The 26,664-nt window shown below is 65.9% G+C and carries 26 protein-coding genes and 1 tRNA gene; 17 read left to right on the top strand and 10 right to left on the bottom strand.

Annotated features, from left to right (window positions below; genetic code table 11):
- Positions 1–280: 280 nt before the first annotated feature.
- The 4 genes from WG901_RS22450 to WG901_RS22435 form a co-directional block, all read right to left on the bottom strand.
- Positions 281–895: a TetR/AcrR family transcriptional regulator gene (locus WG901_RS22450; RefSeq protein WP_339589371.1), complete on the bottom strand. Its 615-nt coding sequence runs from the start codon at positions 893–895 to the stop codon at positions 281–283.
- A 94-nt stretch (positions 896–989) separates the two neighbouring features.
- A complete protein-coding gene (locus WG901_RS22445) occupies positions 990–1,220 on the bottom strand; it encodes a helix-turn-helix domain-containing protein (RefSeq protein WP_339589370.1) in 231 nt (76 codons plus the stop codon).
- Positions 1,220–1,753 (bottom strand): DUF2975 domain-containing protein, encoded by a 534-nt coding sequence (locus WG901_RS22440; RefSeq protein ID WP_339589369.1) that lies wholly within the window; start codon positions 1,751–1,753, stop codon positions 1,220–1,222. The genes WG901_RS22445 and WG901_RS22440 overlap by 1 nt, the downstream gene beginning before the upstream one ends.
- A gap of 455 nt (positions 1,754–2,208) precedes the next feature.
- Positions 2,209–2,772 (bottom strand): hypothetical protein, encoded by a 564-nt coding sequence (locus tag WG901_RS22435; protein ID WP_339589368.1) that lies wholly within the window; start codon positions 2,770–2,772, stop codon positions 2,209–2,211.
- A gap of 1,037 nt (positions 2,773–3,809) precedes the next feature.
- Here WG901_RS22435 and rpoB point away from each other — a divergent pair.
- The 6 genes from rpoB (at position 3,810) to WG901_RS22405 (ending at position 14,219) form a co-directional block, all read left to right on the top strand.
- Positions 3,810–7,976 (top strand): DNA-directed RNA polymerase subunit beta, encoded by a 4,167-nt coding sequence (rpoB, locus tag WG901_RS22430; RefSeq protein WP_339589367.1) that lies wholly within the window; start codon positions 3,810–3,812, stop codon positions 7,974–7,976.
- Positions 7,977–8,054: 78 nt separating this feature from the next.
- On the top strand, positions 8,055–12,338 hold the full coding sequence (gene rpoC, locus WG901_RS22425; protein ID WP_339589366.1) for a DNA-directed RNA polymerase subunit beta': 4,284 nt from the start codon (positions 8,055–8,057) through the stop codon (positions 12,336–12,338).
- An 87-nt stretch (positions 12,339–12,425) separates the two neighbouring features.
- Positions 12,426–12,734, top strand: a complete 309-nt coding sequence (locus tag WG901_RS22420; RefSeq protein ID WP_339589365.1) for a ribosomal protein L7/L12 — start codon at positions 12,426–12,428, stop codon at positions 12,732–12,734.
- A gap of 127 nt (positions 12,735–12,861) precedes the next feature.
- Complete coding sequence (locus tag WG901_RS22415; RefSeq protein WP_339589364.1) at positions 12,862–13,188, top strand: PilZ domain-containing protein; 327 nt, start codon at positions 12,862–12,864, stop codon at positions 13,186–13,188.
- 73 nt (positions 13,189–13,261) lie between these two features.
- Positions 13,262–13,684: a DUF4870 family protein gene (locus tag WG901_RS22410; protein ID WP_339589363.1), complete on the top strand. Its 423-nt coding sequence runs from the start codon at positions 13,262–13,264 to the stop codon at positions 13,682–13,684.
- Between the two features lie 88 nt (positions 13,685–13,772).
- Positions 13,773–14,219: a thermonuclease family protein gene (locus WG901_RS22405; RefSeq protein ID WP_339589362.1), complete on the top strand. Its 447-nt coding sequence runs from the start codon at positions 13,773–13,775 to the stop codon at positions 14,217–14,219.
- Positions 14,220–14,223: 4 nt separating this feature from the next.
- Here the strand turns inward: WG901_RS22405 and WG901_RS22400 are convergent, their stop codons facing one another.
- Positions 14,224–14,589, bottom strand: a complete 366-nt coding sequence (locus tag WG901_RS22400) for a TFIIB-type zinc ribbon-containing protein (RefSeq protein ID WP_339589361.1) — start codon at positions 14,587–14,589, stop codon at positions 14,224–14,226.
- Positions 14,590–14,676: 87 nt separating this feature from the next.
- Here WG901_RS22400 and WG901_RS22395 point away from each other — a divergent pair, with 87 nt between their 5' ends.
- The 4 genes from WG901_RS22395 (at position 14,677) to WG901_RS22380 (ending at position 17,066) form a co-directional block, all read left to right on the top strand.
- Positions 14,677–14,823, top strand: a complete 147-nt coding sequence (locus WG901_RS22395; RefSeq protein WP_339589360.1) for a hypothetical protein — start codon at positions 14,677–14,679, stop codon at positions 14,821–14,823.
- Positions 14,824–14,935: 112 nt separating this feature from the next.
- A complete protein-coding gene (locus WG901_RS22390; protein WP_339589359.1) occupies positions 14,936–16,462 on the top strand; it encodes a methyl-accepting chemotaxis protein in 1,527 nt (508 codons plus the stop codon).
- A gap of 58 nt (positions 16,463–16,520) precedes the next feature.
- Positions 16,521–16,721: a hypothetical protein gene (locus WG901_RS22385; protein WP_339589358.1), complete on the top strand. Its 201-nt coding sequence runs from the start codon at positions 16,521–16,523 to the stop codon at positions 16,719–16,721.
- 9 nt (positions 16,722–16,730) lie between these two features.
- The gene (locus WG901_RS22380; RefSeq protein ID WP_339589357.1) at positions 16,731–17,066 is read left to right on the top strand and encodes a hypothetical protein; all 336 of its coding nucleotides are present in this window, start codon (positions 16,731–16,733) and stop codon (positions 17,064–17,066) included.
- 19 nt (positions 17,067–17,085) lie between these two features.
- On the opposite strand, the gene WG901_RS22375 is transcribed toward WG901_RS22380, so the two are convergent.
- From WG901_RS22375 to WG901_RS22360, 4 genes are all read right to left on the bottom strand, one after another.
- The gene (locus WG901_RS22375; RefSeq protein ID WP_339589444.1) at positions 17,086–17,442 is read right to left on the bottom strand and encodes a DUF4440 domain-containing protein; all 357 of its coding nucleotides are present in this window, start codon (positions 17,440–17,442) and stop codon (positions 17,086–17,088) included.
- A 35-nt stretch (positions 17,443–17,477) separates the two neighbouring features.
- Positions 17,478–17,684 (bottom strand): hypothetical protein, encoded by a 207-nt coding sequence (locus tag WG901_RS22370; RefSeq protein ID WP_339589356.1) that lies wholly within the window; start codon positions 17,682–17,684, stop codon positions 17,478–17,480.
- 120 nt (positions 17,685–17,804) lie between these two features.
- A tRNA-Cys gene (locus WG901_RS22365) sits at positions 17,805–17,878 on the bottom strand.
- A 61-nt stretch (positions 17,879–17,939) separates the two neighbouring features.
- Positions 17,940–19,325 (bottom strand): RNB domain-containing ribonuclease, encoded by a 1,386-nt coding sequence (locus WG901_RS22360; protein WP_339589355.1) that lies wholly within the window; start codon positions 19,323–19,325, stop codon positions 17,940–17,942.
- Between the two features lie 101 nt (positions 19,326–19,426).
- Here WG901_RS22360 and WG901_RS22355 point away from each other — a divergent pair, with 101 nt between their 5' ends.
- The 4 genes from WG901_RS22355 to WG901_RS22340 all read left to right on the top strand — a co-directional run bounded on the left by WG901_RS22355 (position 19,427) and on the right by WG901_RS22340 (position 22,544).
- Positions 19,427–20,539 carry an S-(hydroxymethyl)glutathione dehydrogenase/class III alcohol dehydrogenase gene (locus WG901_RS22355; protein ID WP_339589354.1) on the top strand — a complete coding sequence of 371 codons (1,113 nt, stop codon included), beginning with the start codon at positions 19,427–19,429 and terminating at the stop codon, positions 20,537–20,539.
- A complete protein-coding gene (gene fghA, locus WG901_RS22350; protein WP_339589353.1) occupies positions 20,539–21,396 on the top strand; it encodes an S-formylglutathione hydrolase in 858 nt (285 codons plus the stop codon). Before WG901_RS22355 ends, fghA begins: the two co-directional genes overlap by 1 nt.
- A 65-nt stretch (positions 21,397–21,461) precedes the next feature.
- Positions 21,462–21,992 (top strand): molybdenum cofactor guanylyltransferase, encoded by a 531-nt coding sequence (mobA, locus tag WG901_RS22345; protein ID WP_339589352.1) that lies wholly within the window; start codon positions 21,462–21,464, stop codon positions 21,990–21,992.
- Positions 21,993–22,037: 45 nt separating this feature from the next.
- A complete protein-coding gene (locus WG901_RS22340) occupies positions 22,038–22,544 on the top strand; it encodes a DUF2306 domain-containing protein (protein ID WP_339589351.1) in 507 nt (168 codons plus the stop codon).
- On the opposite strand, the gene WG901_RS22335 is transcribed toward WG901_RS22340, so the two are convergent.
- Positions 22,541–22,891: an ArsR/SmtB family transcription factor gene (locus tag WG901_RS22335; protein WP_339589350.1), complete on the bottom strand. Its 351-nt coding sequence runs from the start codon at positions 22,889–22,891 to the stop codon at positions 22,541–22,543. The two genes, WG901_RS22340 and WG901_RS22335, sit on opposite strands and share 4 nt — an antisense overlap.
- Before the next feature lie 50 nt (positions 22,892–22,941).
- On the opposite strand from WG901_RS22335, the gene WG901_RS22330 reads away from it, so the two are divergent.
- The 3 genes from WG901_RS22330 (at position 22,942) to WG901_RS22320 (ending at position 25,956) form a co-directional block, all read left to right on the top strand.
- Positions 22,942–23,400 (top strand): SRPBCC family protein, encoded by a 459-nt coding sequence (locus WG901_RS22330; RefSeq protein ID WP_339589349.1) that lies wholly within the window; start codon positions 22,942–22,944, stop codon positions 23,398–23,400.
- A 109-nt stretch (positions 23,401–23,509) separates the two neighbouring features.
- The gene (locus WG901_RS22325; RefSeq protein WP_339589348.1) at positions 23,510–24,169 is read left to right on the top strand and encodes a TetR/AcrR family transcriptional regulator; all 660 of its coding nucleotides are present in this window, start codon (positions 23,510–23,512) and stop codon (positions 24,167–24,169) included.
- A gap of 80 nt (positions 24,170–24,249) precedes the next feature.
- Complete coding sequence (locus tag WG901_RS22320; RefSeq protein ID WP_339589347.1) at positions 24,250–25,956, top strand: FAD-binding protein; 1,707 nt, start codon at positions 24,250–24,252, stop codon at positions 25,954–25,956.
- Positions 25,957–26,664: the final 708 nt, after the last annotated feature.

The following is a 26,664-nucleotide window of genomic DNA, read 5'->3' as shown; positions in this document are numbered from 1 at the left end:
GCCGGCTACGTTGTCCGCGCCGATCTCTCGGCGCGGGCGAGTCCGTTGAGGGGGAAGGAGTTTGCGCCGTAGCGCAAAAAGGCGCCGCACTTCCTGGGAAGCGAGGGCCGCTGGAATCTCTTTTCCCCGTCTAGGCTGGGAATTAAGCGAGGAACTCGCACCAGCTGTCTCGGACGGATGATCGGCAGCGGACTGCCGGTCGGTGGCGGCCATTGGCGCAGGCGCCTGGGAAAGTCAAGCGAAACGCCCCGTGGCGGCGTTGCCGTCGGTGCGTCTGCGGTCAGCCGGCTGGCGTGACGATCAGGCGGCGAACCGCAGAGCGGAATGCGGCCAGCAGTCTGTCGGGATCGGCGTCGCGGTCCGCGGTGATGCGGCTCGTCATGCCGTGCGACAGCATGACGATGGCTTCGAGACGGGCATCGACCTCCTCGGTGGGGATCTCGGCGGCGGCCGAGATCAGGCTGTGCCGCATGATCTCGCGAAAACGCCGGTCGATTCGCGCCACGACCTCGGCGACCCGGGGATTGCGACCCGCCTCGGACATGATCTCGAGCGTCAGCGGCGCGCGCACCGGATCGATCCACCAGGCGAATTGTGCGATCCACGTATCGATATCGGCGGTGGCGGCGGGGCGCTTGTCCTGCTCGACCGCCATCAACAGGTGTTCGAAGCCGGCGAAACGTCTTTCGCACAGCGCGATGATGATCGCGTCCTTGCTTTCGAAATACTGGTAGATGTGGCCGACGCTCATCTTCGCCGCGGCGGCGATGCGCGCCATGCTGGCGCCGTGGAAGCCTTCGGCGCGAAAGCAGAGTTCGGCGGCGTCGAGCACCTGCTCCTGGCGCAACTCGGATCGTTCCTGGCGACGCGCCAAGGCTTCAGCACTGCGAACCATCGTTAGCCATCAGTCCTTCGGGCGCGGGGGCAATGCCTCTCCGTAGTCGGAGCGTGGGCGAAGTTGCAAATCTGGGGTGCCGGGGAAGGTCTCGTCAGCCCTCGCGGTCGTAGCCGAGGAGGTCGCCGGGCTGGCAATCGAGCTCGCGACAGATCGCCTCGAGCGTCGAGAAACGGATCGCCTTGGCCTTGCCGGTCTTGAGGATCGAGAGATTGGCCAAGGTGAGGTCGATACGCTCGGCCAGTTCGGTCAGCGTCATGCGCCGGGCATGGAGCAGGTCGTCGAGCCGCACCTTGATGCGGCTCCCTTCGTCGGGCCCGGCCATCAGACCGTGCCTTCCAGGTCTTCGCGCATGCGTGCGCCCTCGCGGAATACGCGGGCGAGAACGAAGAGCAGCAGCGCCATCAATATGCCGCCCAGCCCCGCGCCGAATTCGGGATGGCCGACGATGTTGCGCAGCGAGAGGCCCAGCGAATGCAGCAGCACGCCGATCGGGAACGATACGACCTGGGTCGCCGCGGTGAGCCAGCCCATCCGGGTCAACCTGGCCGCGTTGACCGGTGCGAAGGGATCGCCAAGCGCGACGCTGTCGATGATACGGCGCATGTGGATCAGCGACTGGAAGGCTAGGCCCATAATGCAGGCCGAGAGCACAAGGATTGCGCAGATTTCAGTGACCACGCTGGGGGCTACCGCGTGGCCCGATCGCCGGGTCAGTTCCGCCACCACGCCGTCGCGCCACAGCCCGAGCAGCGGTGCGCCGATCAGCATGGCGAGGCCGGTCAGTGCCAGCAGGATGAGGAGCAGCGAGATCACCCCGCGCGCGGCGGTGAGCAGGGGGTCACGTTTGTGCTTCATGCGGGGCCTTCTCGCTGCGGTCAGGCGACTATCGGCGCGAGTGTCGTCGCCCACAAGAGCATGGCGACATGGGCGGCAAGGGCGACCGCTGCGGCGTGGGGCAGATCGAGCGTCATCGTCGTGCCTCCGCTCAGCCGAGGACGGTCGTCAGGGTCGACAGCCACAGCAGGTTCGACACGTTGATCGCGAGCAGGGCGGCGACGGTGTAGCCAAGGAAGCGGGTCATTGATCGTTCTCCGATATGTTCGATATCGATATTCAATAAGTTGATTCGCCCTTATTGTCAATCGATAATATCGAAAAACGATATGTCTCTAATCGTTTTACGGAAAACGAGCGTCCGGAGTGGGCGGCGCTGATCGCTAAAGCCTGCCCCAAGCGCGGCGAAGGCGGCTCCCGGGGAGGGAGCCGCCTTCTTCGTCCCATCCCCTAAGCGGGGACGGGCACACGCACCTTCAGGCCGTGACCCGCGGGGGAGTTGCGGGGGCGGGGTTGCTGGTCGACGACTTGTAGGTGCGCCAGTCGAACGGCTTGTTCGCGCCATCGCGCTCGTCGATCTCGCGCGACTGAAGGATGATCCGCGCGCGACGCAGGCGCGCCTTGCGCGAGGTGAAGGGGTTGCTCGCATCGGGCGCGGCCGAGACCATGCTGGCAAGCAGCGTGTCGCGTTCTTCGCGGCTCTGAGGAACCGGGCCGTCAAGTCCCGCGGCCGAACGGCTCGTAGCGGGATGGGTGGCCGGGACGAGCTCCTCTTCACCGATCGCGCGGCGAGTTGCGAGCGGCACGGCGGTCGTTTCGGCAACCGTGGCGAAGGCCGGCAGCGGCGCCTCGGGGGCGAGGCCGCCGGTCGGCGCGCTGACCGGCTGTACGGCAACCGGGCGCGGAGCGGGTTCGGCGTAGGCCGTCAGCGGGGGCGCCACCACGGCCTCGTCGCGCTCTTCGACGCGGCGGCGGCGACGCGTAGCGGCATAACCGCCAAGACCCAGGGCGAGGAGCAGCGCGGCGCCGGCGCCGACCACAGCGATAGTGTTGTCGTTGTCGAGGGACTGCGCCCCCTCCTGCGGGCCATTCTGGAGGCTGGCATCCGCAGGCGGGGGCGTCGTCGCAGGCTGCGTCAGGGGAACGGACGCGGCTGGCGACAGGGGGGCTTCGGCAGTTACGGGGACGGCGGGGGCAAGAGCGGCGGGCGTCGTGGAGGCAGGAGCCGCACTACGCGAAGTCGGTGCGGCCTCCGCCGGACGCGAAGCCGGGCGCTCAACGGTACGGCGCGCCGGTGCGGCCTCTTCGACAGTGGTCGCAGCCGGCGGTGTGACGACAGGCGTTTGCTGGACCATTGGCTGCGAAACTATCGCGGGGGCTGCAGCGGTCGGTGCTGCAGGCGCTGGATCCTGGGGCGGCAGTACGATCGTCGGCTGGGCGGCGGTGGGTGTGCTCGCTGCAGGGACGTCGATTACCGGGGCGACCTCTTGGGCCCAGGCCGGGGTGGAACCGAGCACCAGCACGGCACAAATAGCCGTGGTAGCGCGAAGGATGGGGGTGGGTGCGTGTGTCATGCCCTCAAGTTTGGGCGAACACCTGTGCTTGAAAAGCCCCTGTCCTGCGATAAAGCGACGGAACGAGCGGATATCATCGGCGAGTTGATAATATCCGTCCAGAAAATGACATTTTTATCGCGAATAAGGGGTGATCTGTACTGTATTATATTGTGACAGTATTTATATAAGGGGTATATTATAAGATAAGTTAGTCTCGCCATGGCTCAGATTGTTCCGCGATTGGCCGCGCAAATAGCTCGGCTAGCCGATTTGACAAGCCGCAGGGGCAATCCTATATGGCGCTCCTGCCCACCGCTTCGAGCAAGACGAGTCCATGCGCGGGGACTCGCCCACGAAGGAGGCGAATCGGGCATCATCTGACGCGATAGGCTGCAGGCCATGGCGCCCCTTGGGTGGCCGTGTGTCGTGTGGCCTTTTCGCGTCCGATGCGCCACGCCGCGTGTGGCATTCAAGATTCCTTCGCCGGTTTTCCGGCCCGACAACAAGAGGCAAACCTCTCCATGGCGACCAAGCCCATCAGCCAGACCGCTCCGCGCGCTTCGGCCAAGAAGCGCATCCGCAAGATCTTCGGCGATATTCACGAAGTCGTGCAGATGCCGAACCTGATCGAGGTTCAGCGCGAATCCTACGAGCAGTTCCTGCGCTCGAACCCGGCGACCGGATATGTCTCGGGCCTGGAGAAGACGCTGCGCTCGGTCTTCCCGATCCGCGATTTCGGTGGCACCAGCGAGCTGGACTTCGTCCACTACGAGCTGGAAGAGCCCAAGTACGACACGACCGAGTGCCGCCAGCGCGGCATCACCTATGCGGCGCCGATGAAGGTCACGCTGCGCCTGATCGTGTTCGAAGTGGACGCCGAGACCGAGACCCGCTCCGTGCTAGATATCAAGGAGCAGGACGTTTACATGGGCGACATGCCGCTCATGACCGAGAACGGCACCTTCATCGTCAACGGCACCGAGCGCGTCATCGTCTCGCAGATGCACCGTTCGCCGGGCGTTCTGTTCGACCACGATCGCGGCAAGACGCACTCGTCGGGCAAGTTCCTCTTCGCGGCGCGCGTCATTCCCTACCGTGGTTCGTGGCTCGACTTCGAGTTCGACGCCAAGGACATCGTCAACGTCCGTATCGACCGCAAGCGCAAGCTGCCGGTCACGGCGCTGCTCTATGCGCTGGGCCTCGACGGCGAGCAGGTGCTCAACCACTTCTACGATACCGTCGCCTGGCGGCGCGGTGAGGGTGGCTGGCGTCTGCCTTACGCGCCCGAGCAGTGGCGCGGCACCAAGCCGACCTTCGACATCGTCGACGGCAAGTCGGGCGAGGTCATCTTCCCGGCCGGCCAGAAGATCAGCCCGCGCGCTGCGAACAAGGCGCAAAAGGATGGCCTGGTCGAACTGCTGATCCCGACCGAGGAAATCTTCGGCCGCTATTCGGCGCTCGACGTCATCGACGAGAGCACCGGCCGCATCTACATCGAGGCCGGCGACGAAGTCAGCCCCGAGAACCTCGACGCGCTCGACAAGGCGGGCATCGATCACATCGAGCTGCTCGACATCGATCACGTCAACACCGGTCCCTGGATCCGCAACACGCTCAAGGCCGACAAGGCCGAGAACCGCGAGATGGGCCTCGAGGCGATCTACAAGGTCATGCGTCCGGGCGAACCGCCGACGAAGGAAACCGCGGAGTCGCTGTTCGACGGCCTGTTCTTCGACGGCGACCGTTACGACCTCTCGGCCGTGGGCCGCGTCAAGCTGAACATGCGCCTGGGCCTCGACGCCGAGGACACCGTCACCACGCTGCGCACCGAGGACATCCTCGCCGTGGTCAAGGAGCTGGTGAACCTCAAGGACGGCAAGGGCGAGATCGACGACATCGACAATCTCGGCAACCGCCGCGTGCGTTCGGTGGGCGAGCTGCTCGAGAACCAGTACCGCGTTGGCCTGCTCCGCATGGAGCGCGCCGTGAAGGAGCGCATGAGCTCGGTCGACGTGTCGACCGTGATGCCGAACGATCTGATCAACGCGAAGCCGGCCGTCGCAGCCGTCCGCGAGTTCTTCGGTTCCTCGCAGCTCTCGCAGTTCATGGACCAGACCAACCCGCTGTCCGAAGTCACCCACAAGCGTCGTGTCTCGGCGCTCGGGCCGGGCGGCCTCACGCGTGAGCGCGCGGGCTTCGAAGTCCGCGACGTTCACCCGACCCACTATGGCCGCATCTGCCCGATCGAAACGCCGGAAGGCCCGAACATCGGTCTGATCAACTCGCTGTCGACCTTCGCGCGCGTCAACAAGTACGGCTTCATCGAGACGCCGTACCGCAAGGTGCTCGACGGCAAGGTGACCAAGGACGTGGTCTACCTCTCCGCCATGGAAGAGCAGAAGCACACGGTGGCTCAGGCTTCGGCCGAAACCAACGAGGACGGCTCGTTCGTCGAGGAACTGGTCTCCGCGCGTGAAGGCGGCGAATTCGTCATGGCGCCGCGCGATCACGTGACGCTGATGGACGTGTCGCCCAAGCAGCTCGTTTCGGTCGCCGCATCGCTCATTCCGTTCCTGGAAAACGATGACGCCAACCGCGCGCTCATGGGCTCGAACATGCAGCGCCAGGCGGTGCCGCTGGTCAAGGCCGATGCGCCGTTCGTCGGTACGGGCATGGAAGAGACCGTGGCGCGCGATTCGGGCGCGGCGATTGCCGCCCTACGCGGCGGTATCGTCGATCAGGTCGACGCGACGCGTATCGTGATCCGCGCTTCGGGCGATATCGAGCCTGGCCAGTCGGGCGTCGACATCTACACGCTGCAGAAGTTCCAGCGCTCGAACCAGAACACCTGCATCAACCAGCGTCCGCTGGTGAAGGTCGGTGACATCGTCGAGACCCGCGACATCATCGCCGACGGTCCCTCGACCGAGCTGGGCGAACTGGCGCTGGGCCGCAACAGCCTCGTCGCCTTCATGCCCTGGAACGGCTACAACTACGAGGACTCGATCCTCATCAGCGAGCGCATCGTCAAGGACGACGTCTTCACCTCGATCCACATCGAGGAATTCGAAGTCATGGCCCGCGACACCAAGCTCGGGCCCGAGGACATCACCCGCGACATTCCGAACGTCGGCGAGGAAGCCCTGCGCAACCTCGACGAGGCGGGCATCGTCTACATCGGCGCCGAAGTGCACGCGGGCGACATCCTGGTCGGCAAGATCACGCCGAAGGGCGAGAGCCCGATGACGCCGGAAGAGAAGCTTCTGCGCGCCATCTTCGGCGAAAAGGCCAGTGACGTGCGTGACACCTCGCTCCGCTTGCCGCCGGGCGTTTCGGGCACAATCGTCGAAGTGCGCGTGTTCAACCGCCACGGCATCGAGATCGACGACCGTACGCGCGCGATCCAGAACGAGGAAATCGAACGCCTCGCCAAGGACCGCGAGGACGAGCGCGCGATCCTCAACCGCGCGACCTACAACCGCCTGCGCGACATGCTGCTCGGCCAGGTCTCCGCGGCCGTGCCGAAGGGTCTGAAGAAGGGCGTCGAGATCACCGAGGAAGTCCTGGGTGAGGCCGAGCGTCACGAGTGGTGGAAGTTCGCCGTCGCCGACGATGCGCGCCAGGTGCAGCTCGAGGCGGTCAAGTCGCAGTACGACGAGACCGTCAAGTCGATCCAGGAGAAGTTCGAGGATCGCAAGGAGAAGCTCGAGCGCGGCGACGAGCTGGCCCCGGGCGTGCTCAAGATGGTCAAGGTCTTCGTCGCGGTGAAGCGCAAGCTGCAGCCGGGCGACAAGATGGCCGGCCGTCACGGCAACAAGGGCGTCATCTCGCGCATCCTGCCGATCGAGGACATGCCGTTCCTCGAGGACGGCACCCACGTCGACATCGTGCTCAATCCGCTGGGTGTGCCGTCGCGCATGAACGTCGGGCAGATCTTCGAGACGCATCTCGGCTGGGCCGCGCGCGGCCTCGGCCAGCAGATCAAGCATGCGCTCGAGGAATGGCGCCACGCCAACCCGAATCCGCAGGCAGCCGAGCCGCCGACGGCGATCATCGAGAAGCTGAAGGACGTCTACGGCGAGCGCTATCACGCGCAGATAGATGCCCGTTCGCCGACCGAGATCCTCGAGCTGGCCGACAACCTGAAGGCGGGCGTGCCGATGGGCACTCCGGTGTTCGACGGCGCACGCGAGGCGGACGTGTCCGACCAGCTGACCAAGGCCGGCCTGCACACTTCGGGCCAGTCGGTACTGTTCGATGGCCGTACGGGCGAAGCCTTCGACCGCAAGGTGACCGTTGGCATCATCTACATGCTGAAGCTCCACCACTTGGTCGACGACAAGATCCACGCGCGTTCGATCGGGCCCTACTCGCTCGTCACCCAGCAGCCGCTGGGCGGTAAGGCGCAGTTCGGTGGTCAGCGCTTCGGTGAGATGGAGGTCTGGGCGCTCCAGGCCTACGGCGCCGCCTATACGCTGCAGGAAATGCTGACGGTGAAGTCGGACGACGTGGTCGGCCGCACCAAGGTCTACGAAGCGATCGTCAAGGGCGACGACACCTTCGAGGCCGGCATTCCCGAGAGCTTCAACGTGCTCGTCAAGGAAATGCGCTCGCTGGGCCTCAACGTCGAACTGTCGTCGATCGATACCGACGAGGACGACGACGGCATCGCGATCGCGGCCGAGTGAACGATTCGGAGCGCTGCCCATCACGGGCGGCGCTCCACCGTTCGCCGCAGAGATTGACCCTCCAAAGGGACTGAAACCATGAACGACCTGACCAAATTCACCAACCAGATGGCCAAGCCCGAGACTTTCGATCAGATCCAGATCGGTCTCGCCAGCCCCGAGCGCATCCGCTCCTGGTCCTTCGGCGAGATCAAGAAGCCGGAAACCATCAACTACCGCACGTTCAAGCCCGAGCGCGACGGCCTGTTCTGCGCGCGCATCTTCGGTCCGGTGAAGGACTACGAATGCCTGTGCGGCAAGTACAAGCGAATGAAGTACAAGGGCGTCGTCTGCGAGAAGTGCGGCGTCGAAGTCACCGTCACCAAGGTGCGTCGCGAGCGCATGGGCCACATCGAGCTGGCCGCGCCGGTCGCGCACATCTGGTTCCTCAAGTCGCTGCCCTCGCGCATTGGCCTGCTGCTCGACATGCAGCTCAAGCAGCTCGAGCGCATCCTCTACTTCGAGTCCTACGTCGTCATCGAGCCGGGCCTGACCGCGCTCGAGAAGTACCAGCTCCTCACCGAGGACGAACTGCTCGACGCGCAGGACGAGTATGGTGAAGACAGCTTCTCCGCCGACATCGGCGCGGCGGCGGTCAAGAACATGCTGATGAATCTCGACCTCGAGCAGGAGAAGGTCGATCTGCTCGAAGAGCTGGCGACGACCAAGTCCGAGCTCAAGCCGAAGAAGATCATCAAGCGCCTCAAGGTCGTCGAGAGCTTCATCGATTCGGGCAACCGCCCCGAGTGGATGATCCTCGAGGTCGTGCCGGTCATTCCGCCCGAACTGCGCCCGCTGGTGCCGCTCGACGGCGGCCGCTTCGCGACGTCGGATCTCAATGATCTCTATCGCCGCGTGATCAACCGCAACAACCGCCTGAAGCGCCTGATCGAGCTGCGCGCGCCGGACATCATCGTCCGCAACGAAAAGCGCATGCTGCAGGAAGCCGTCGACGCCCTGTTCGACAACGGCCGCCGTGGCCGCGTGATCACGGGCGCCAACAAGCGTCCGCTGAAGTCGCTGTCCGACATGCTCAAGGGCAAGCAGGGCCGCTTCCGTCAGAACCTGCTCGGCAAGCGCGTCGACTATTCGGGCCGTTCGGTCATCGTGACCGGTCCGGAGCTCAAGCTGCACCAGTGCGGCCTGCCCAAGAAGATGGCGCTCGAGCTGTTCAAGCCGTTCATCTACGCACGTCTCGATGCCAAGGGTCTGTCGATGACCCTCAAGCAGGCGAAGAAGTGGGTCGAGAAGGAACGCAAGGAAGTCTGGGACATCCTGGACGAGGTGATCCGCGAGCACCCGGTCATGCTCAACCGCGCGCCGACGCTGCACCGTCTGGGCATCCAGGCGTTCGAGCCCGTGCTGATCGAAGGCAAGGCGATCCAGCTGCACCCGCTCGTCTGCTCGGCCTTCAACGCCGACTTCGACGGTGACCAGATGGCCGTCCACGTGCCGCTCTCGCTGGAAGCCCAGCTCGAAGCGCGCGTGCTCATGATGTCGACCAACAACATCCTGAGCCCTGCGAACGGCAAGCCGATCATCGTGCCGTCGCAGGACATGGTCCTGGGTCTCTACTACCTGTCGATGGACCGCGCCGGCGAGCCGGGCGAGGGCATGCTGCTGGCCGACATGGCCGAGGTGCACCAGGCGCTCGAGGTCAAGGCCGTGACCCTGCACTCGAAGATCATCGCGCGCGTTCCGCAGACCGACGAGAGCGGCAAGGAATACCTGAAGCGCTTCGAGACCACGCCGGGCCGCATGCTGATCGGCGAGTGCCTGCCGCGCAGCCACAAGGTGCCCTTCGAGATCGTCAACCGCCTCCTCACCAAGAAGGACGTGGGCGACGTGATCGACGAGGTCTATCGTCACACCGGTCAGAAGGACACGGTGCTGTTCGCCGACGCGATCATGACCTTGGGCTTCCGCAACGCCTTCAAGGCGGGCATCTCGTTCGGCAAGGACGACATGATCATCCCGGACACCAAGGATGCGCTGGTCGACGAGACCAAGGCGCTGGTGGCTGACTACGAGCAGCAGTACCAGGACGGTCTGATCACCCAGCAGGAAAAGTACAACAAGGTGATCGACGCCTGGAGCCGTTGCGGCGACCAGGTCGCGAACGCCATGATGGAAGAGATCAAGGCGATGCCGATCGACCCGGAAACGGGCCGCATGGCACCGATCAACTCGATCTACATGATGTCGCACTCGGGCGCTCGTGGTTCGCCGACCCAGATGAAGCAGCTCGCCGGTATGCGCGGCCTCATGGCCAAGCCGTCGGGCGAGATCATCGAGACGCCGATCATCTCGAACTTCAAGGAAGGCCTGACCGTCCTTGAATACTTCAACTCGACCCACGGTGCCCGTAAGGGTCTGGCCGATACCGCGCTCAAGACGGCGAACTCGGGTTACCTGACCCGTCGTCTGGTCGACGTGTCGCAGGACTGCGTCGTCGTGATCGACGACTGCGGCACCGAGCGCGCGCTCGAGATGCGTTCGATCGTCCAAGGCGGTTCGACCATCGCCTCGCTCGGCGAGCGTATCCTGGGCCGTACTCTGGCCGAGGATATCGTCGACAAGGAAGGCAACGTGATCGTGCCCAACGGCACGCTGCTCGACGAGCCGACCACGGCGAAGATCGAAGCGACCGGCCTCCAGGCCGCGCGCATTCGTTCGCCGCTGATCTGCGAAGCGACGCAGGGTGTCTGCGGCAAGTGCTACGGCCGCGATCTCGCGCGCGGTACGCCGGTCAACATCGGTGAGGCCGTGGGCGTCATCGCCGCCCAGTCGATCGGTGAGCCGGGTACCCAGCTGACCATGCGTACGTTCCACATCGGTGGCGCGGCGCAGGTCAACGAGACCTCGCACTTGGAATCGATCGCGGACGGCACGGTTCAGTACCGCGACATCCCGACGATCGTCGACAAGCGCAACCGTCGCCTCAGCCTTGCCCGTAACGGTGAGATCGTGGTGTTCGACACCGAGGGCCGCGAGCGCGCGATCCACAAGGTGCCTTACGGTACCCACCTGCTGCACACCGACGGTGCGACGGTGAAGGAAGGCGAGCGTCTGGCCGAGTGGGATCCGTTCACCACCCCGGTCATCACCGAGAAGCCGGGTATCGTGAAGTACCAGGACCTGATCGATGGCCGCACGCTGACCGAGCAGACCGACGAAGCCACCGGCATGACCAGCCGCGTCGTCACCGAGAACCGCGCCGCCGGTCGGGGTAAGAAGGAGGACCTGCGTCCCCGGATCACCCTGCTCGACGAGGCCTCGGGCGAAGCCGCGCGCTACATGATGGCGCCGAACACGACGCTGTCGGTCGAAGACGGTCAGATGGTCGAGGCCGGCGACGTGCTCGCCCGTGCCTCGCGCGAAGCCGCCAAGACGCGCGACATCACCGGCGGTCTGCCGCGCGTTGCCGAGCTGTTCGAGGCGCGCAAGCCGAAGGACAACGCGATCATCGCCAAGATCTCGGGTCGGATCGAATTCGTCCGTGACTACAAGGCGAAGCGCAAGATCGCGATCATCCCCGAGGAAGGCGATCCGGTGGAATACCTGATCCCCAAGTCGAAGGTGATCGACGTTCAGGAAGGTGACTGGGTCAAGAAGGGCGACAACCTGATCTCGGGCTCGCCCGATCCGCACGACATCCTGGAAGTGCTCGGCGTCGAAGCGCTGGCCGAATACCTGGTTGCGGAAATCCAGGAAGTCTATCGCTTGCAGGGCGTTAAGATCAACGACAAGCACATCGAGGTGATCGTTCGCCAGATGCTGCAGAAGGTCGAGATCACCGACGGCGGCGACACCACGCTGCTGCCGGGCGAGCAGGTCGATTACGAGGAAATGCTCGAATACAACGGCAAGCTCGAGACGGGCCTCCGCCCGGCCGAAGGCAAGCCGGTGCTGCTCGGCATCACCAAGGCCTCGCTGCAGACGCGCTCGTTCATCTCGGCCGCGTCGTTCCAGGAAACCACCCGCGTGCTCACGCAGGCGGCGGTCGAAGGCAAGAAGGACTCGCTGATCGGCCTCAAGGAGAACGTGATCGTCGGCCGTCTCATCCCCGCCGGTACCGGCGCGGGCATGAACCGTCTGCGTGTCGCCGCCTCGAGCCGCGATGCCGCGCTGCGCGCGCAGTATCGCAAGCTGCAGGAGCACCTGATCGCGCCCGCAACCGCGGCTGAAGAGCATGCGGCCGAGCTCGCCCAGGGCCCCGAAGCGGCGATCGGCGACGATCCGCTGGCGAGCATGGAAGGCGAGACCCACGGCACCGACGCCGATGCCGGCGACTACCTGCTGAAGGGCGACGAGGCCGAATAAGCCTTTCGCCTCGCTACAAGAACAGGCCCCGCCGGAGCGATCCGGCGGGGCTTTTTCGTGGGCGGGCCGATCGTGGTAGACCGGGGCATGAGCGTGATCCTCGACTCGACGGCGATCGCCGGGCTGGCGGCCTGGTCGGCCCTGGTGTTCTGGCTGGGACGGCTTTCGGCTGCGCGCGGCGCGCGCGACCTGTCGGGCCCACCGCCGAGGCTCGGGGTTCCGGCGCGGCCCGTCGCTGCCACCCGTTTCCCGGCAGACCTCCCGCCCGACAGGCTCGCCGAGATCCGTGACGAGCTTGCGCAGGGCAACAAGATCAATGCGATAAAGTTGATGCGCGACGCCACCGGGCTCGGGCTTGCCGAAGCCAAGCAGGCGGTCGAATCGCTCGAAGGATAGGCCCGCGCAAACTCGTCGCGAAAATACCCCAACTCCCCCTGCGTGACACTATCAGGACATTGTTAACCTTCGTGTGACACATCATGACAGTGATCTGTCGAGTTTTTCCGGGGGGTAGGCTCGCATCGTGACGGTATTTACTATTCGTGCCCACAAGCGTTTCGCGGTTTGTCGCAAGATAAGGCTCGGCAAGTCCGGGCGTCGCGGCGTCGACGGCCTGCTGATCGAACTCTCGCTCGACGGCTGCCGCATCAGCCACGCTTCCAAGACAGACAGCTTTGCGCTCGACGAGCCGATCGTGCTGCGTATCAGCGGTGCCGACCCGATCGAGAGCCACGTGCGCTGGCTGCGCGAAGGCGTGGTCGGCCTGCGCTTCGCCCGCCCGCTGCACAACGCCGGGCTCGAGGCGCTGATCCGGCTCTGCCGCTCGGAGCCGGTCATCACCGCCGCCTGAACCGCTCTTTCCGTCCTGCGTGACACCGCGGTTCGTCGCGGTTAGACTGGTCCCCTTCAAAGGAGACCGGCGCATGAGCGATAACGATCCTTCCGCCCAGCCCGCCCCGCGGGCCGACCTCGGTCAGGGGCCAGCGGCTCCGGCCTCCGATCCTACGGTGACCGGCGGTTTCGAATTCAATCATCCGACGATCATCAGCCTGCTCTATCTCGCCTCGGTGGTGGTCGGGGTGACCGCCATCGTCGGCATCGTGCTCGCCTATGTCTGGAAGGGTGAGGCGCACGAGGCCTGGGAGGCCTCGCACTACCAATACCTGATCCGCACCTTCTGGATCGGCCTGATCGGCAGCGTGATCAGCGTCGTGCTGATGATCGTTGCGATCGGCTTCCTGCTGTTGCTGGCGGTTGGCGTTCTGGTCCTGGTGCGCTGCGTGCTGTCGCTGGTAAACGCGCAGAAGCGCAAGCCGATGCCCAATCCCGAGAGCCTGTTCGTCTAGGGTTCTTCGCGGAAACGCGCGGCTTATCGCGCCGTTTCGGAGGGAAATACTAGCCGCGGGCCGGCGACGAGCGGTGCAGGGTGGTGGCATGAAGGCCGCCATCGCAACGCTCGCTCTGGTCCTCGTGGGGACTGCGCCATCGACCAGTCCGGCCTCCCCGGCCGGCGCCTCGGGCGACCGCGAGGCCGCGCATTTCGCGCCATGCCGTGGCGCTCTGCGCGTGACCTGCGTCGTCGACGGCGACACGCTCTGGTATCGCGGGGTCAAGATCCGCCTTGCGGACATCAACGCGCCCGAACTCTCCGCACCGCGCTGTCACGCCGAGGCGCGGCTCGGCGCGCAGGCGGCCCGGCGCCTGGCGGACCTGCTCAACGCCGGCGGCTTCACCCTGCGGCAAGCCGACCGCGTCGAAGACGCCTATGGCCGCCGCCTGCTCGTCGCCACGCGCGACGGCGAGAGCCTGGGTGCGATGCTCACGGCCGAAGGCCTGGCCGAGCCCTGGCGCGGCCATCGGCGGGCTTGGTGTCGCAGTTAGCGGATCAATCGTCGAACAGGTCCGACAGCCAGTGCTTGCGCTTCTTGTAGGGCTTGTGCTGGCCCTTCCCGTAATCGTCTCGCCCGTGACTGCCATGCCCATAACCGCCGTGATCGTATCCGCGCGGCGCCCAGGGATCGCTGCCGCCGGACTGGTGCAGCGGTGCCGACGGTTGCGGCGCAGCCGCCGGGGCGGCAGCCTGCGGCTCTGGCGCGCTGCGCTCGATGATCTTGTCGAGTTCGCCGCGGTCGAGCCAGACCCCGCGGCATTGCGGGCAATAGTCGATCTCGATCCCCGAACGCTCGCTCATCGCGAGCGGGACGCGGCATACGGGGCACGACATGGCGGCGACTTCGGACTCGGTACGCATCTTGGCTCCTTCGATTTCGCCCCGCCCTCAAGATAGGACCGATGCGCCGGGTTTCCATGGCGCGGCAAATACGGCGCTCTCGCGCAGGTGATGGTGTCGATCGCCGGACGTCCATCCTTCGAGACGATGCTGTTCGACTTCTGGGAATTCGACGCGGCGGGCAAGGTTCGCTCGGTGTTGCAGTTCGCCTACGCGGCGAGGATCGCGAGTGAATTTGCTGCCATGGCGCGTTAGCGCGAACCGGCTTAGACATTGGTCGTAAGTAGAAACGTCAAGGGTTAACTTACCCCGGGATTTACCATGACTTCGTAGAAACCGGTCAAATCGGTCGCGAAGGTGGCAAGTGATGAACAGCGTAAACCAAGCTAATTCGGCGTCTACCAGACTCGACTTCTTCGGCATCTCCGAAGCAGACTATGGTAAATTTCCCAAGCTCGCCAAGCAGATCGACAAGGTCGTTACCAAGGCGCTCGACGATCTCTACAAGAAGATCAAGCAGACGCCTGAAGTCGCGCATTTCTTCACGTCCGATCATGTGATCGAACATGCCAAGAGCAAGCAGATCGCCCACTGGGCCGGCCTGTTCGCCGGGCGGATGGGCCCTGAATATCATGCGAATGCCGAACAGATCGGCATGGTCCACGCGCGTATCGGCCTGGAACCAACCTGGTATATCGGTGGCTATGCGAGCGTGCTCGAGCGCGTGATCAAACAGATCTGCGGCGGCCTGATTGGCGGCACCGCCGGTGCCACCGTCGCCACCCTGGTCAAGGTTGCGCTCGTCGACATGGACATCGCGCTGTCGGCCTATTTCAAAGCCGAGGAACAATCGCGTCTCGCGGTGATCGACCAACTCGGCCAGGCGCTCGCCGAGGTCGCCAATGGCAATTTCTCGGCCAAACTGACTGGCCTGCCCGAGGCCTACAAGCAGATCGAGCGGGATTTCGAGGCGATGCGCGAAGGCATCGACGGCGCGCTGACCGCGGTCGCCGACGGCGCCGGGCGGATCAACACCGGGTCGAGCGAAATCCGCCAGGCCTCCGAAGACCTGGCCCAGCGCACCGAACGCCAGGCGGCCTCGCTCGAGGAAACCGCGACGGCCATGGAAAAGCTGACGGTCGGCGTGCGCGAAGCGGCCGACGGCGCGATGAACATGACCAAGGTCGCGGGCGAAGCCAACAGCGAAGCGCACACCGGCGGCCAGGTCGTCGGCCAGGCGGTCGCGGCCATGGACCGCATTCAGAAGAGCTCGGCCGAGATATCGACGATCATCGACGTCATCGACGGCATCGCCTTCCAGACCAACCTGCTCGCGCTCAACGCCGGTGTCGAAGCCGCGCGTGCGGGCGAGGCGGGCAAGGGCTTCGCGGTCGTCGCCAACGAGGTCCGTCTGCTCGCGCAGCGCTCGGCCGATGCCGCCAATTCGATCAAGGCGCTGATCAACACCAGCGTCGAACAGGTCAGCCTCGGCGCGCAGCTCGTCGACAAGTCGGGCACGGCCTTCGAGGCAATCGCCGCGCGCGTCGGCGATGTCGACAAGCTCGCGACGACGATCGCCGGCCTCGCGCAGACCCAGGCGGTCAATCTCGCGCAGGTCAACGCCGCGGTCCGCGACATGGACCAGATGACCCAGCACAACGCCGCCATGGTCGAGCAGTCGAGCGCCGCTTCGCGCAGCCTCGCGAGCGAGGCGGGCGAGCTGTCGAGCCTGGTCGCCCGCTTCACGCTTTCGGGCGGCGCGCGCCAGGTCACCGCGGCCCCGGCCAGCCAGTCCACGAAGTCGAACTTTGCGCTCATCCGCCAGCCTATGCCGTCGCGTCCGCGCGCGGCGGCGGGCAATACCGCGATCAGCGAGGACTGGAGCGAATTCTGACCTGATCCGCGCGCGACTGGCCTTGCCGGATGCCGGGCGGCGAACGATAAGCCCCGCCATGGGTACCGTGCACAAGTTCAAGCGTCCGCCGAAGAATCGCGGCCAGTTCCGTGGCCAGACCGGCGCTCAGACCGGGGGGCCGCGGCCACCGCGCGATCCGCGTGGTGGTGGCCGGCGCTGGTGGCAGTGGAAATGGCTGCCCCCGCTCGCGGTTCTGGCCCTGGCCATCGGCCTCGGCCTGCTCAGCACCTGGCGCTGACTCCCGAACATGCGATCAGACCGTATGGCCCGCACGCTCGCGGCCTCGATCGCGCGGCGCCAGTCGCGCGGGCTGGTCGATGCCGCCGCGGGCATGACCGACGTGGTGATCCACGGCCGGGTCGATCTCCAGGCCGTCGCCGAAGACATGATCGTCGCCGCGAGCCGCCTGGCCTCGCCCGTGCGGCAGTCGTGGGCGGCATGGTTCACGCTCGACGTCGAGGATCGGCGCGAGCTGCGCCGCCGGGAAGGCCGCCGCCGGAGTCTCGCCGAACAGGCGCGCAGCGACCCGGCCTCGGCCCCCGCCGCCCTGGCACGGCTGCGCATGCGCGAACTCGAGGATTGAGCGGGCAGCCTTCGCCGTTTCAGGCGAGCGTTAGGAAGATCTCGGCCTCGAGCACCCAGTCGGCGTCGAGCCGGCGCCACTTGGCGCTGTAGCTGCCCGACGCGAGTTCGCGCCCGGAGAGGCTGACGCCGCGCCATTGCCCATGCTCGAAGGCGAGCGGCGCGACCGCCGAGGCCTCGATCCGCTCGGGCGTGCGCGTGTAGATCGTGCGGTCGGGCGCGGCGAATTCGTGCTTCCACGACTTGAGCTGCGCCTGCCGCCCCGAAATCACCGCGCTGTCGGTCCCCGCGACGAGCACGACGTCGCGCGCGAGCAGCGGCCCGATCGCCGCGAGATCGGCATCGGCCAGCGCGCGGTTGAACGCGGCGCGGCGCATGCGGATGGCGAGATCGGGCGTGTCCACTTCGAGGTTTAGTCCTTGGGCTTGAGCGTGACCCAGATGTCGACCGGCGCGACGAACTTGCCCGGCGCGGGCTTGCCCACGTCGATTCGCTCGGCCGTGACCAGTTCGCCGGTCTCGAGATTGAAGGAAATCCACGGCTTGGGCATGCGCCCGAAGCTCATCTTCTGGATCGGACGGCCCGTGGCCGTGTTCATGATGGTCGCGATGATACCCATGCGAGGCCGGTAGCGAAACGCGGGGCGGGGCGTCCAGCGGGGGCGGGCAAAGGGTTGTTCAAACTTTGCCGGGAGTGGAGCTGCACCCTTGCGGGTGGCTATTGCGCGATTTGCGGAATGTGGAGGCCCGAGCCGGAATCGAACCGGCGTGCGCGGATTTGCAGTCCGCTACGTCACCACTCCGCCATCGGGCCTCGATCGCGGGAGAGCGCACCTAACAACCTCTGGTTGTCAGCGCAATGGGATTCGGACGGATCAGGCCACGCGCTCGAAGTCGAGGTGGCGGCGCAGCGGGTCGGCGGCGCGCAGGCGGACGCGGATCGTCTCGCCGGGGATCACGCCGGGAGCGGCGACGCGCGCGACGATCGGCAGGTCGGTCAGCTGGATCCGCGCGCCGCTCTCGGCCAGGTCGGTGACGACGGCGCGGAACTGCTCGCCCTCGTGGTTCGCGAGGAGGGCGACTTCGGCGAGGTCGATCACCGCGCGTTCGATCTGGCCGTCGCGACTCTCGGCCTTGGCCATGGCCGCCGGCAGGCGCTCGAAGGCGGCCTGGACTTCCTCGGGCACGGGCTGGCCGTTGGCCACCGCGAGCACGGCCTGGAGCACGTAGCGGTCGGCCAGGCGGCGCAGCGGCGCGGTGCAGTGCGCATAGGTTGCGGCCATGGCGGCGTGCCACGGCGTCTCACCCTCGCGGAACGGCACGTAGGACGCACCGCGGCCCGCGCGGCGGATCGCCAGCATGAAGGCGGCCTCGGCCGGGACGGCGGCGCGCAGCGTCTTCTCGAATTCGGTGAGCGACAGCGCCTCGGGCCAGTCGAGATGGAAGGCGAGCGCGGTGCGGCGCAGCCGGGTTTCCGCGCCGACATCGGGCTCGGGCATGACGCGGAACAGGCCGGTATGCGCGGTGAGCAGCGCGTCGGCGACGGCGAGGTTGGTCGCCAGCGACAGCGCGGCGTTGCGCTCCTCGGCCGGAAGCTGCGGGCGCAGGCGCAGGGTGAAATGGCCGCCGGCGTCGCGCGTGACTTCCTGCTCGGGCGGATCGACGCGGCCGGCGCCGCGACGCTCCTCGGCCGCGGCGATCCGCGCGGCGAGTTCGGCGAAGCCCGCGGGCAGCTCGTCGTCGCGCACCGTCTCGTAGGCGAGCTTGGCACGGCTCTCGATCCTGGCGCGGACCACGCCTTCGAGCTTGACCGAACCGTCGGGGGCGACGCGCGTGGTCAGCACCACGGCGGGGCGCGGGCCGCCCGGGAGCAGGCTCGCGGCCTTTTCGCTGAGCGCGGGTGGATAGAGGTTGGCCTTGCCGTCGGGCAGGTAGGTCGTGGTGCCGCGCTTCCATGCCTCGACGTCGAGCGGATCGCCGTCGGCGACGAACCAGGCGACGTCGGCGATCGCATAATGGAGCAGCAGGTCTTCACCCGCACGCTCGATCGTGAAGGCCTGGTCGAGGTCGGTCGATGTCGCGGGGTCGAGCGTGACGAAGGCGCGATCGGTCCAGTCCGCGTGCTGGCTCGGCGTCCGTGCCGCAGCGGTCTCGGCGGCGGCGCGCACCTGGGGCGGGAGGTCGTCGGGCACGCGGAACTGCGCGCGGATCGCGGCGAGCCCTTCGGACAGCAGGTTCTGGGGATCGCGGAGAGCTTTCATCGCGTGAAAGGAGCCTATCGCTTATGACTTGGCAAGATTGCCTATTGCTCAGGGGTGCGGGCCGCGGGCTATAGCGGGGCGACCGCTTTCAGGAGATCCCCATGAAGACCCGCGCCGCCGTCGCTTTCGCGCCGAAGACCCCGCTCGAGATCGTCGAGCTCGACCTCGAAGGTCCCAAGCCCGGCGAGGTCCTGGTCGAGATCATGACGACGGGCATCTGCCACACCGACGCCTATACGCTCGACGGCTTCGATTCCGAGGGCATCTTCCCCTCGGTGCTCGGCCACGAAGGCGCGAGGATCGTGCGCGAGGTCGGGCCGGGGGTGACCTCGGTCAAGCCCGGCGACCACGTCATCCCGCTCTACACCCCCGAGTGCCGCCAGTGTAAGTCGTGCCTCTCGGGCAAGACCAACCTCTGCACCGCGATCCGCGCGACCCAGGGCCAGGGGCTGATGCCCGACGGCACCTCGCGGTTCTCGTACAAGGGCCAGACGATCTTCCACTATATGGGCTGCAGCACCTTCTCGAACTTCACCGTCCTGCCCGAGATCGCGGTCGCCAAGATCCGCGAGGACGCGCCGTTCGACAAGTCGTGCTACATCGGCTGCGGCGTCACCACCGGCGTCGGCGCCGTGGTCAAGACCGCCAAGGTCGAGCCGGGCGCCAATGTCGTGGTCTTCGGCCTCGGCGGCATCGGCCTCAACGTCCTGCAGGGCGCGCGCATGGTCGGCGCCGACAAGATCATCGGCGTCGACATCAATCCGGCGCGGGAGGAATGGGGCCGCCGCTTCGGCATGACCCACTTCTACAATCCGACGGGCAAGAGTACCGCCGAAGTGGTCGCCGATCTCGTCGCGCTGACCGACGGCGGAGCCGACTATACCTTCGACTGCACGGGCAACACCGAAGTCATGCGCCAGGCGCTCGAGGCCTGCCACCGCGGCTGGGGCGTCTCGACCGTGATCGGCGTGGCCGAGGCGGGCAAGGAGATCTCCACCCGCCCGTTCCAGCTCGTCACCGGCCGCGTCTGGCAGGGCTCGGCCTTCGGCGGCGCCAAGGGCCGCACCGACGTGCCCAAGATCGTCGACTGGTACATGAACGGCAAGATCGAGATCGACCCGATGATCACCCACGTGCTCACGCTCGAGGAGATCAACAAGGGCTTCGACCTGATGCATGCGGGCGAATCGATCCGCTCGGTGGTGGTGTTCTGATGGAGCAGGTCCCGGTCCAAGTCGTATCAGAGACGAAAAGCCACGGCGGCACCCAGGGTGTCTATGGCCACCCTTCGGCCGCGACCGGGACCGAGATGACCTTCTCGGTCTTCGTTCCCGACCGTCCGGAGGGAACGAAGCTGCCCGTGCTGTGGTACCTCTCGGGCCTGACCTGCACCCACGCCAATGTCACCGAGAAGGGCGAGTTCCGCGCGGCCTGCGCCGAAGCCGGGGTGATCCTCGTGGCGCCCGACACCAGCCCGCGCGGCGACGATGTGCCGGACGATGCCGACAAGGCCTATGACTTCGGCCTCGGCGCCGGCTTCTACGTCGACGCCACGCAGGAGCCTTGGGCCCGTAACTACCGCATGCGCTCCTATGTCGAGAGCGAACTGCCCGAACTCATCGCGACCATATTCCCCGCCGACATGGCGCGGCAGGGGATCACCGGCCATTCGATGGGCGGCCACGGCGCGCTGACGATCGCCTTGCGCAATCCCGGGCGGTTCCGTTCGGTCAGCGCCTTCGCGCCGATCGTCAGTCCGCTCAACTGCCCCTGGGGCGACAAGGCGCTCGGCGGCTATCTCGGTCCCGATCGCGCGGCCTGGCGCGAGTACGATGCCTGCGCACTGATCGCCGACGGCGCGCGCCTGCCCAACCTGCTGGTCGACCAGGGCGAGGCCGACGGCTTCCTCGCCGAACAGCTGAAGACGCAGCTGCTGGTCGGGGCCTGTGCCAAGGCGGGGATCGAGGCGGCGATCCGCATGCAGCCCGGCTACGATCATTCGTACTATTTCATCTCCAGCTTCATGGCCGAGCACGTCGCCTGGCATGCGGGGCACCTGCATCGCGGCTGAGCTTGCGTGCGGGAACATCAGGCCGCACTATCTGTTCGAAAACCATGCGTTTGGGAGGAGTTGGCATGATCCTGGGAGCCGTTCTGGCGGGTGGCCAATCCTCGCGCTTCGGGAGTGACAAGGCGCTCGCCGAATTTCGTGGCCACACGCTGCTGGCCCATGCCGTCGACACGCTGTCGGGCTGGTGCGAGCACGTCATCGTCGTCGGTCGCGAGACCGCGCCGGCGCCGACCCTGCCCGACTGGCCGCGCGCCGGCATGGGACCGCTCGGCGGCATCGCCGCGGCGCTCCACCACGCGCGCGACGAAGGCTACGAATTCCTGCTGACCTGCGGCGTCGATTCGCTCGACCTGCCCGAGAATCTGCTCGAACTGCTCACGCCCGCACCGGCCTTCGTCGCCGCGCAGCCGATCATCGGGCTCTGGCCCTCCACCATCGTCGGCACGGTCGAGGATATCCTCCATGCGGAGGGCTCGCATTCGCTGAAGCGGCTGACCGCGGCGATCGGTGCGCGCGCGGTGACTGGTGTTGCCGATCCGGCGAACATCAACACCCAGGCCGATCTCGCCGCGCTGGAGCGCCGGCTGAGCGACTAGGCCGGCTTGCCTCGATGCCAGCCGCATCCTAGAGCTGCGGCCCGCATGGCTACCACCGCGACCCCCGTCTCGCCCGCCCAGGGCAGCACCGCTCCCGACCGTCTCGAAAAGGCTCTGGCCTTCCTGTCGCTGGCCCTGCTCGCGACCGTGCTGACCGCGCTCGTGCGCGGGCAGGGCGACTGGGGTCAGGTTCCGGCGCTGGTCTGGGGCCATCTTGGCCTGATCCTCGTCGCCCTGGCGCTGACCCCGCTGATGCTGCTCCGCCCGCGCGGCGACGGGCTGCACCGCACGCTCGGGACGATCTGGTTCCTGGCCATGTTCTGCGCGGCGGTCTCGTCGTTCGGGATCACCCGCAACGGCCACTTCAGCCCGATCCACCTGCTGTCGATCTTCGTGGTGATCATGGTGCCGATCTCCTGGCGCGCGGCGCGCGGACACCGCGTCGCCCGCCACCGCCGCGTCGTGCGCGGCCTGGTGATCGGCGCGCTGCTGGTCGCCGGGGTCTTCACCTTCCCGTTCGACCGCCTGCTCGGTCACTGGCTGTTCGGCTAAGCGCTTTCGGTCTTTATCTTCGCGGGCTTTTCCAGCGCGCGCTTCAATCCCGCCAGCTTCTCGACCGCGCGCGCTGCGTGCGGACCGATCCAGCGCTCGTGGATATCGTGGATCGGCAGCGGGTTCAGGTGGTTCCAACGCTCGCGCCCGCGTCTTTCGGCGATGACGAGATCGGCGGCTTCCAGCACTTTCAGATGCTGCATGACAGAGCAGCGGTCGAGTTCGGGAAACAGCGTGCAGAGTGCGCCCGTGGTCTGCGGCGTGTCGCGCAGATGATCGAGCAAGGCGCGGCGCAGGGGCGAGGCGAGCGCGCGGAACACCGCGTCTTGGCGTTCGGACGGGGACATGTTATTAATATATAACATATTGGATGGAATCGCAAGGAAGGGCCTTCGCCATGGAGCTCAAGTTCAAGGTCTTCGCGCATGTGTCGCGCCCCAGCCACGACGTGTTCGAGGCCGTGGTCGATCCCGCCCAGCTATCGGGCTATTTCACCACGGGCGGGGCCGAGGGTCGGCTCGAAACGGGCAGCACGGTGACCTGGGACTTCCACGACTTTCCCGGCCGCTTTCCCGTCGAGGTGATCGAGGTCGTTTCCGACCGGAAGATCGTGCTGAAGTGGGAGGCCAACGAAGGCGAGGCACAGCCCGGCTACCAGACCACGGTGACGATGGAATTCACCCCGCTCGACGACGACACGCGCACCTTGGTTTCGATCACTGAGGAAGGCTGGCGCCAGAACGAGGCGGCGCTGGGTTCGTCCTACGGCAATTGCATGGGCTGGTCGCAGATGCTGGCCGCGCTCAAGGTCTGGATCGAGCACGGCATCAACCTGCGCGAGGGCATGTACAAGTAGCCGTCAGGCGCCATCGGCCCCACGATCCCCGGCCCAGCCGTCCCGTGAATGGAAGGGCTCCTACCATTGCTAGCTGGGCAAGCGGCGAACTGCTGATATGCTGGGCACCATGAAGCTGCTTGTCCAAGACGATGCCCTCGAGGTGCCGCGGCGACCTCGCGGACGCCCCAAGCTCGACGACGTGGCCCAGATCGATGCCCTTCTGCTCGACGTGGCGCTGCGCGAGTTCCTCGCCGAAGGCTATGGCGGCACCTCGCTGACACGGATCGTCAAGATCGCCGGCATTTCGAAGACCACGCTCTACACGCGCTATCCGTCGAAGGCCGATCTGTTTGCGGCGATTTGCCGGCGGCAGATCGAGCGGTTCTCGGCCGTGACGGCGCTACGTTCGCCCAAAGGGCGGCTCGATCTCGCCTCGGGGCTCGAAGCCTATGGCAATCGCACGCTCGAGATCAGCCTCGAGGGCGACCTGCTTCACGTCAATCGGCTGATCTACAGCGAATCGGGCCGCTTTCCCGAGCTGGGCCAGGCCGCGGCCGAGCGGACGCAACTCGGCATCGAAGACGTTTCGACCTTCATTCGCACCTGCGCCGATGCCGAAGGTATAGCCTGCCGCGATCCTCAGGTGGTGGCCGCAGCTTTCATCTTCATGCTGCGCGGCTGGTATGTCGACGTGCTGTTGACCAACCGCCATGTCACGGCGCGCGATCGCCAGCGCTGGGTCGCCAGTGCCGTTCGCACCTTGCTGGCGGGCCGCGCCGAATGGTGACGGGCTTGACGGGCCGGAGCCACAGGCTCTAGCAACAAATAGTCGTCACGGTATCATAACCGGACGTTGGGAGAGCGGCGATGATCAGCAACCTACCGGCGCAGTGGGACCTCGAGGCCGACGTCGTCGCGATCGGCTCGGGCATCGGCGGTCTTTCCGCCGCGATCACCGCACATGACCATGGCAGCAGCGCTATAGTGGTTGAGCGCGCGGACAAGGTCGGCGGCGTCACCGCGCTGTCGCTGGGTGAGGTCTGGATCGCGGGGAACCATCACGAGGAGGCGCTAGGCGTCGAGGATTCAGCGGACAGCGGCTTCCGCTACCTCAAGCGCCTGGCGATGGGGTACGGCGACGACGTGGCCATGCTCAACCTGGTCACCAACGCGCCGGTCGCGCTCAAATATTTTGAGGACACGATCGGCCTCAGGATGGAAGCGATCCGCGGCTGTCCCGACTACTACTACGGCACGTCGAACGATGCTGTCCGCGAAGGCCGCCTGCTCGAATGCCTGCCCTTCGAGGCGGCGAGCCTCGGCGAATGGCAGCCCAGGACGCGGATTTCGCCGCTGGTGCCCTATGCGATGACTCATCACGACATGTTCTCGCGCGGCGGAGCGGCCAACATGATGAAGTGGGACTACGAGCTGATGGCCGAGCGGCTGACCCAGGACGTCCGCTGCCTCGGCGCCGGCCTCGTCGCCTATTTCGTCAAGGGCGTGCTCGACCGCGACATTCCGATGAGAACCGGGATCAACGTCGTCGGCCTGATCGGCGACGGCGAGCGGGTCGTCGGCGTCCATGCGATCGAGGATGGCAAGAACATATACGTCAAGGCCAACAAGGGCGTGGTGATCGCGGTCAGCTCCTATGAGCGCAACCAGGCCTTCAACAAGACCGTGGGTTCGTCGCTCGATCTTGAATCGATGGTCTTCTCGACCGTCGACGGCGCGCATTTCCGCATGGCCGGGCCGTTCGGCGGCCGGGTCGCGCGCGTGCCAGACATCACCGCGCTCGGCTTCCACGTCGTCGGCGAGGAAGACGAGGAGGGCAAGCCGCTCTGGCGTTCCGCGCTGCAGCCGATCGGGTTGCCGCACGTCATCGTCGTCAACCGCGCGGGCAAGCGCTTCGGCAACGAGGCGTTCTATCGCGACATCCTCTATGCGGTCGATACGATCCACGGCGGCACCCAGACCCATCCCAACATGCCGTGCTGGGCGGTGCTCGACAGCCAGCAGCGCGAGAAATATCCGTTCGCCAGCGTCATGCCGGGGCAGGAGATTCCCGAGGGCATGGCGATCAAGGCCGATACACTGGCCGAACTCGCGGCCAAGACCGGCATCGACGCCGAGGGTCTCGCCGCGACGGTCGCGCGGTTCAATCACTACGCGGAGAAGGGCGAGGATCCCGATTTCGGTCGCGGCACCCATGTCTGGAGCGCCTGGATGTGCGGCGATCCCTACAACAAGCCGCATCCCAATTTCGGCACCCTGGAGAAAGGGCCGTTCTACGCGGTGCCGCTCCACCGCTTCGGCGGCAGCGCCATTGCCGCAGCGGGGCTGCTCGCCGATCACCACTGCCGCGCGATCGGCTGGGACGACCAGCCGATTCCCGGGCTCTACGTCGCGGGCAATTCGGTGGCGCGCATGGATACCGGCGCGACGATGCAGAGCGGCGTCTCGAACGCGCGCGGCATGACTCACGGCTATCTTGCCGGCCGGCACGCGGCCGGATCGCCGAGCCAGGGCCTGCAGATCGCGATCGATCGCGGTGCGCTCGACGCGGCCTGAAGGTCGGTAAAAGGTTATTCGGGATTAGGTAGTTCTGCCAGCTTGCGTTCCGGGGGAGAATGCGACTCGGGCGAATGGGCCTGATCGGCGAAGACCCGCGTAATCGCGCTCACGGGCCATTCCGCACTCGAGTAATCGCGCCCTCGTGCCAAAGCGCTATTGTGTAGATTCGCGCGGCGTTCACCAATTTATAAGGCATAGCACCGTCCGATTGGCCGACCGGGTTCGGCCGATTTCTCGCGAATTACAGTTGTTTCGGACGATTTTCATGGCGGTTGCCACCAAGCGCGACGCGCATACCAGCGGGCGTCGCGGCGCAGTTCTTTGCGGACTGCGCGCGCCTATGAAAACGGCTCCGGCGCTTCTTTGCACCGTCCGCGCGATAGGTATCAAGCACAAAGTCCGACTTGGCAAGGCCCGAAAGACAGTGCTCCGTCTCCCTGCGACCTATATCGCGCGACCCATTCTTAGTCGTTCCTACAGTATAGTTGCCTCTCGACCCCAACGTGGCCTTAAATAAAACGCCCGATTTTCTGAGAGTATTAGGTTATTTATTTTAACCAATTATTTTAACATTGAAAGACGAGCCGGGTTCTTTGCTTTGCTTTAGGGCGCATTACAGCAACATCAGGTGTTTCAGATTGGAACGGTGCTCTGAAACACTCGTTGCGTCGCACGTCTGACTCGGCTAATCGCAATTTAACGACT

The organism is Novosphingobium anseongense, from assembly GCF_037482895.1.
GTDB classification, from domain to species: Bacteria; Pseudomonadota; Alphaproteobacteria; order Sphingomonadales; family Sphingomonadaceae; genus Novosphingobium; species Novosphingobium anseongense.
The sequence above is the reverse complement of the archived record's forward strand: the minus strand, read 5'-3'. Positions and strand labels throughout refer to the sequence as shown.

Excerpts from the sequence above, each read along its gene's own strand:
- WG901_RS22450 (WP_339589371.1), bottom strand. The coding sequence starts at position 895 with ATGGTTCGCAGTGCTGAAGCCTTGGCGCGTCGCCAGGAACGATCCGAG.
- WG901_RS22445 (WP_339589370.1), bottom strand. The coding sequence starts at position 1,220 with ATGGCCGGGCCCGACGAAGGGAGCCGCATCAAGGTGCGGCTCGACGAC.
- WG901_RS22440 (WP_339589369.1), bottom strand. The coding sequence starts at position 1,753 with ATGAAGCACAAACGTGACCCCCTGCTCACCGCCGCGCGCGGGGTGATC.
- rpoB (WP_339589367.1), top strand. The coding sequence starts at position 3,810 with ATGGCGACCAAGCCCATCAGCCAGACCGCTCCGCGCGCTTCGGCCAAG.
- rpoC (WP_339589366.1), top strand. The coding sequence starts at position 8,055 with ATGAACGACCTGACCAAATTCACCAACCAGATGGCCAAGCCCGAGACT.
- WG901_RS22420 (WP_339589365.1), top strand. The coding sequence starts at position 12,426 with ATGAGCGTGATCCTCGACTCGACGGCGATCGCCGGGCTGGCGGCCTGG.
- WG901_RS22410 (WP_339589363.1), top strand. The coding sequence starts at position 13,262 with ATGAGCGATAACGATCCTTCCGCCCAGCCCGCCCCGCGGGCCGACCTC.
- WG901_RS22405 (WP_339589362.1), top strand. The coding sequence starts at position 13,773 with ATGAAGGCCGCCATCGCAACGCTCGCTCTGGTCCTCGTGGGGACTGCG.
- WG901_RS22400 (WP_339589361.1), bottom strand. The coding sequence starts at position 14,589 with ATGCGTACCGAGTCCGAAGTCGCCGCCATGTCGTGCCCCGTATGCCGC.
- WG901_RS22390 (WP_339589359.1), top strand. The coding sequence starts at position 14,936 with ATGAACAGCGTAAACCAAGCTAATTCGGCGTCTACCAGACTCGACTTC.
- WG901_RS22385 (WP_339589358.1), top strand. The coding sequence starts at position 16,521 with ATGGGTACCGTGCACAAGTTCAAGCGTCCGCCGAAGAATCGCGGCCAG.
- WG901_RS22380 (WP_339589357.1), top strand. The coding sequence starts at position 16,731 with ATGCGATCAGACCGTATGGCCCGCACGCTCGCGGCCTCGATCGCGCGG.
- WG901_RS22375 (WP_339589444.1), bottom strand. The coding sequence starts at position 17,442 with ATGCGCCGCGCCGCGTTCAACCGCGCGCTGGCCGATGCCGATCTCGCG.
- WG901_RS22370 (WP_339589356.1), bottom strand. The coding sequence starts at position 17,684 with ATGGGTATCATCGCGACCATCATGAACACGGCCACGGGCCGTCCGATC.
- WG901_RS22360 (WP_339589355.1), bottom strand. The coding sequence starts at position 19,325 with ATGAAAGCTCTCCGCGATCCCCAGAACCTGCTGTCCGAAGGGCTCGCC.
- WG901_RS22355 (WP_339589354.1), top strand. The coding sequence starts at position 19,427 with ATGAAGACCCGCGCCGCCGTCGCTTTCGCGCCGAAGACCCCGCTCGAG.
- fghA (WP_339589353.1), top strand. The coding sequence starts at position 20,539 with ATGGAGCAGGTCCCGGTCCAAGTCGTATCAGAGACGAAAAGCCACGGC.
- mobA (WP_339589352.1), top strand. The coding sequence starts at position 21,462 with ATGATCCTGGGAGCCGTTCTGGCGGGTGGCCAATCCTCGCGCTTCGGG.
- WG901_RS22340 (WP_339589351.1), top strand. The coding sequence starts at position 22,038 with ATGGCTACCACCGCGACCCCCGTCTCGCCCGCCCAGGGCAGCACCGCT.
- WG901_RS22335 (WP_339589350.1), bottom strand. The coding sequence starts at position 22,891 with ATGTCCCCGTCCGAACGCCAAGACGCGGTGTTCCGCGCGCTCGCCTCG.
- WG901_RS22330 (WP_339589349.1), top strand. The coding sequence starts at position 22,942 with ATGGAGCTCAAGTTCAAGGTCTTCGCGCATGTGTCGCGCCCCAGCCAC.
- WG901_RS22325 (WP_339589348.1), top strand. The coding sequence starts at position 23,510 with ATGAAGCTGCTTGTCCAAGACGATGCCCTCGAGGTGCCGCGGCGACCT.
- WG901_RS22320 (WP_339589347.1), top strand. The coding sequence starts at position 24,250 with ATGATCAGCAACCTACCGGCGCAGTGGGACCTCGAGGCCGACGTCGTC.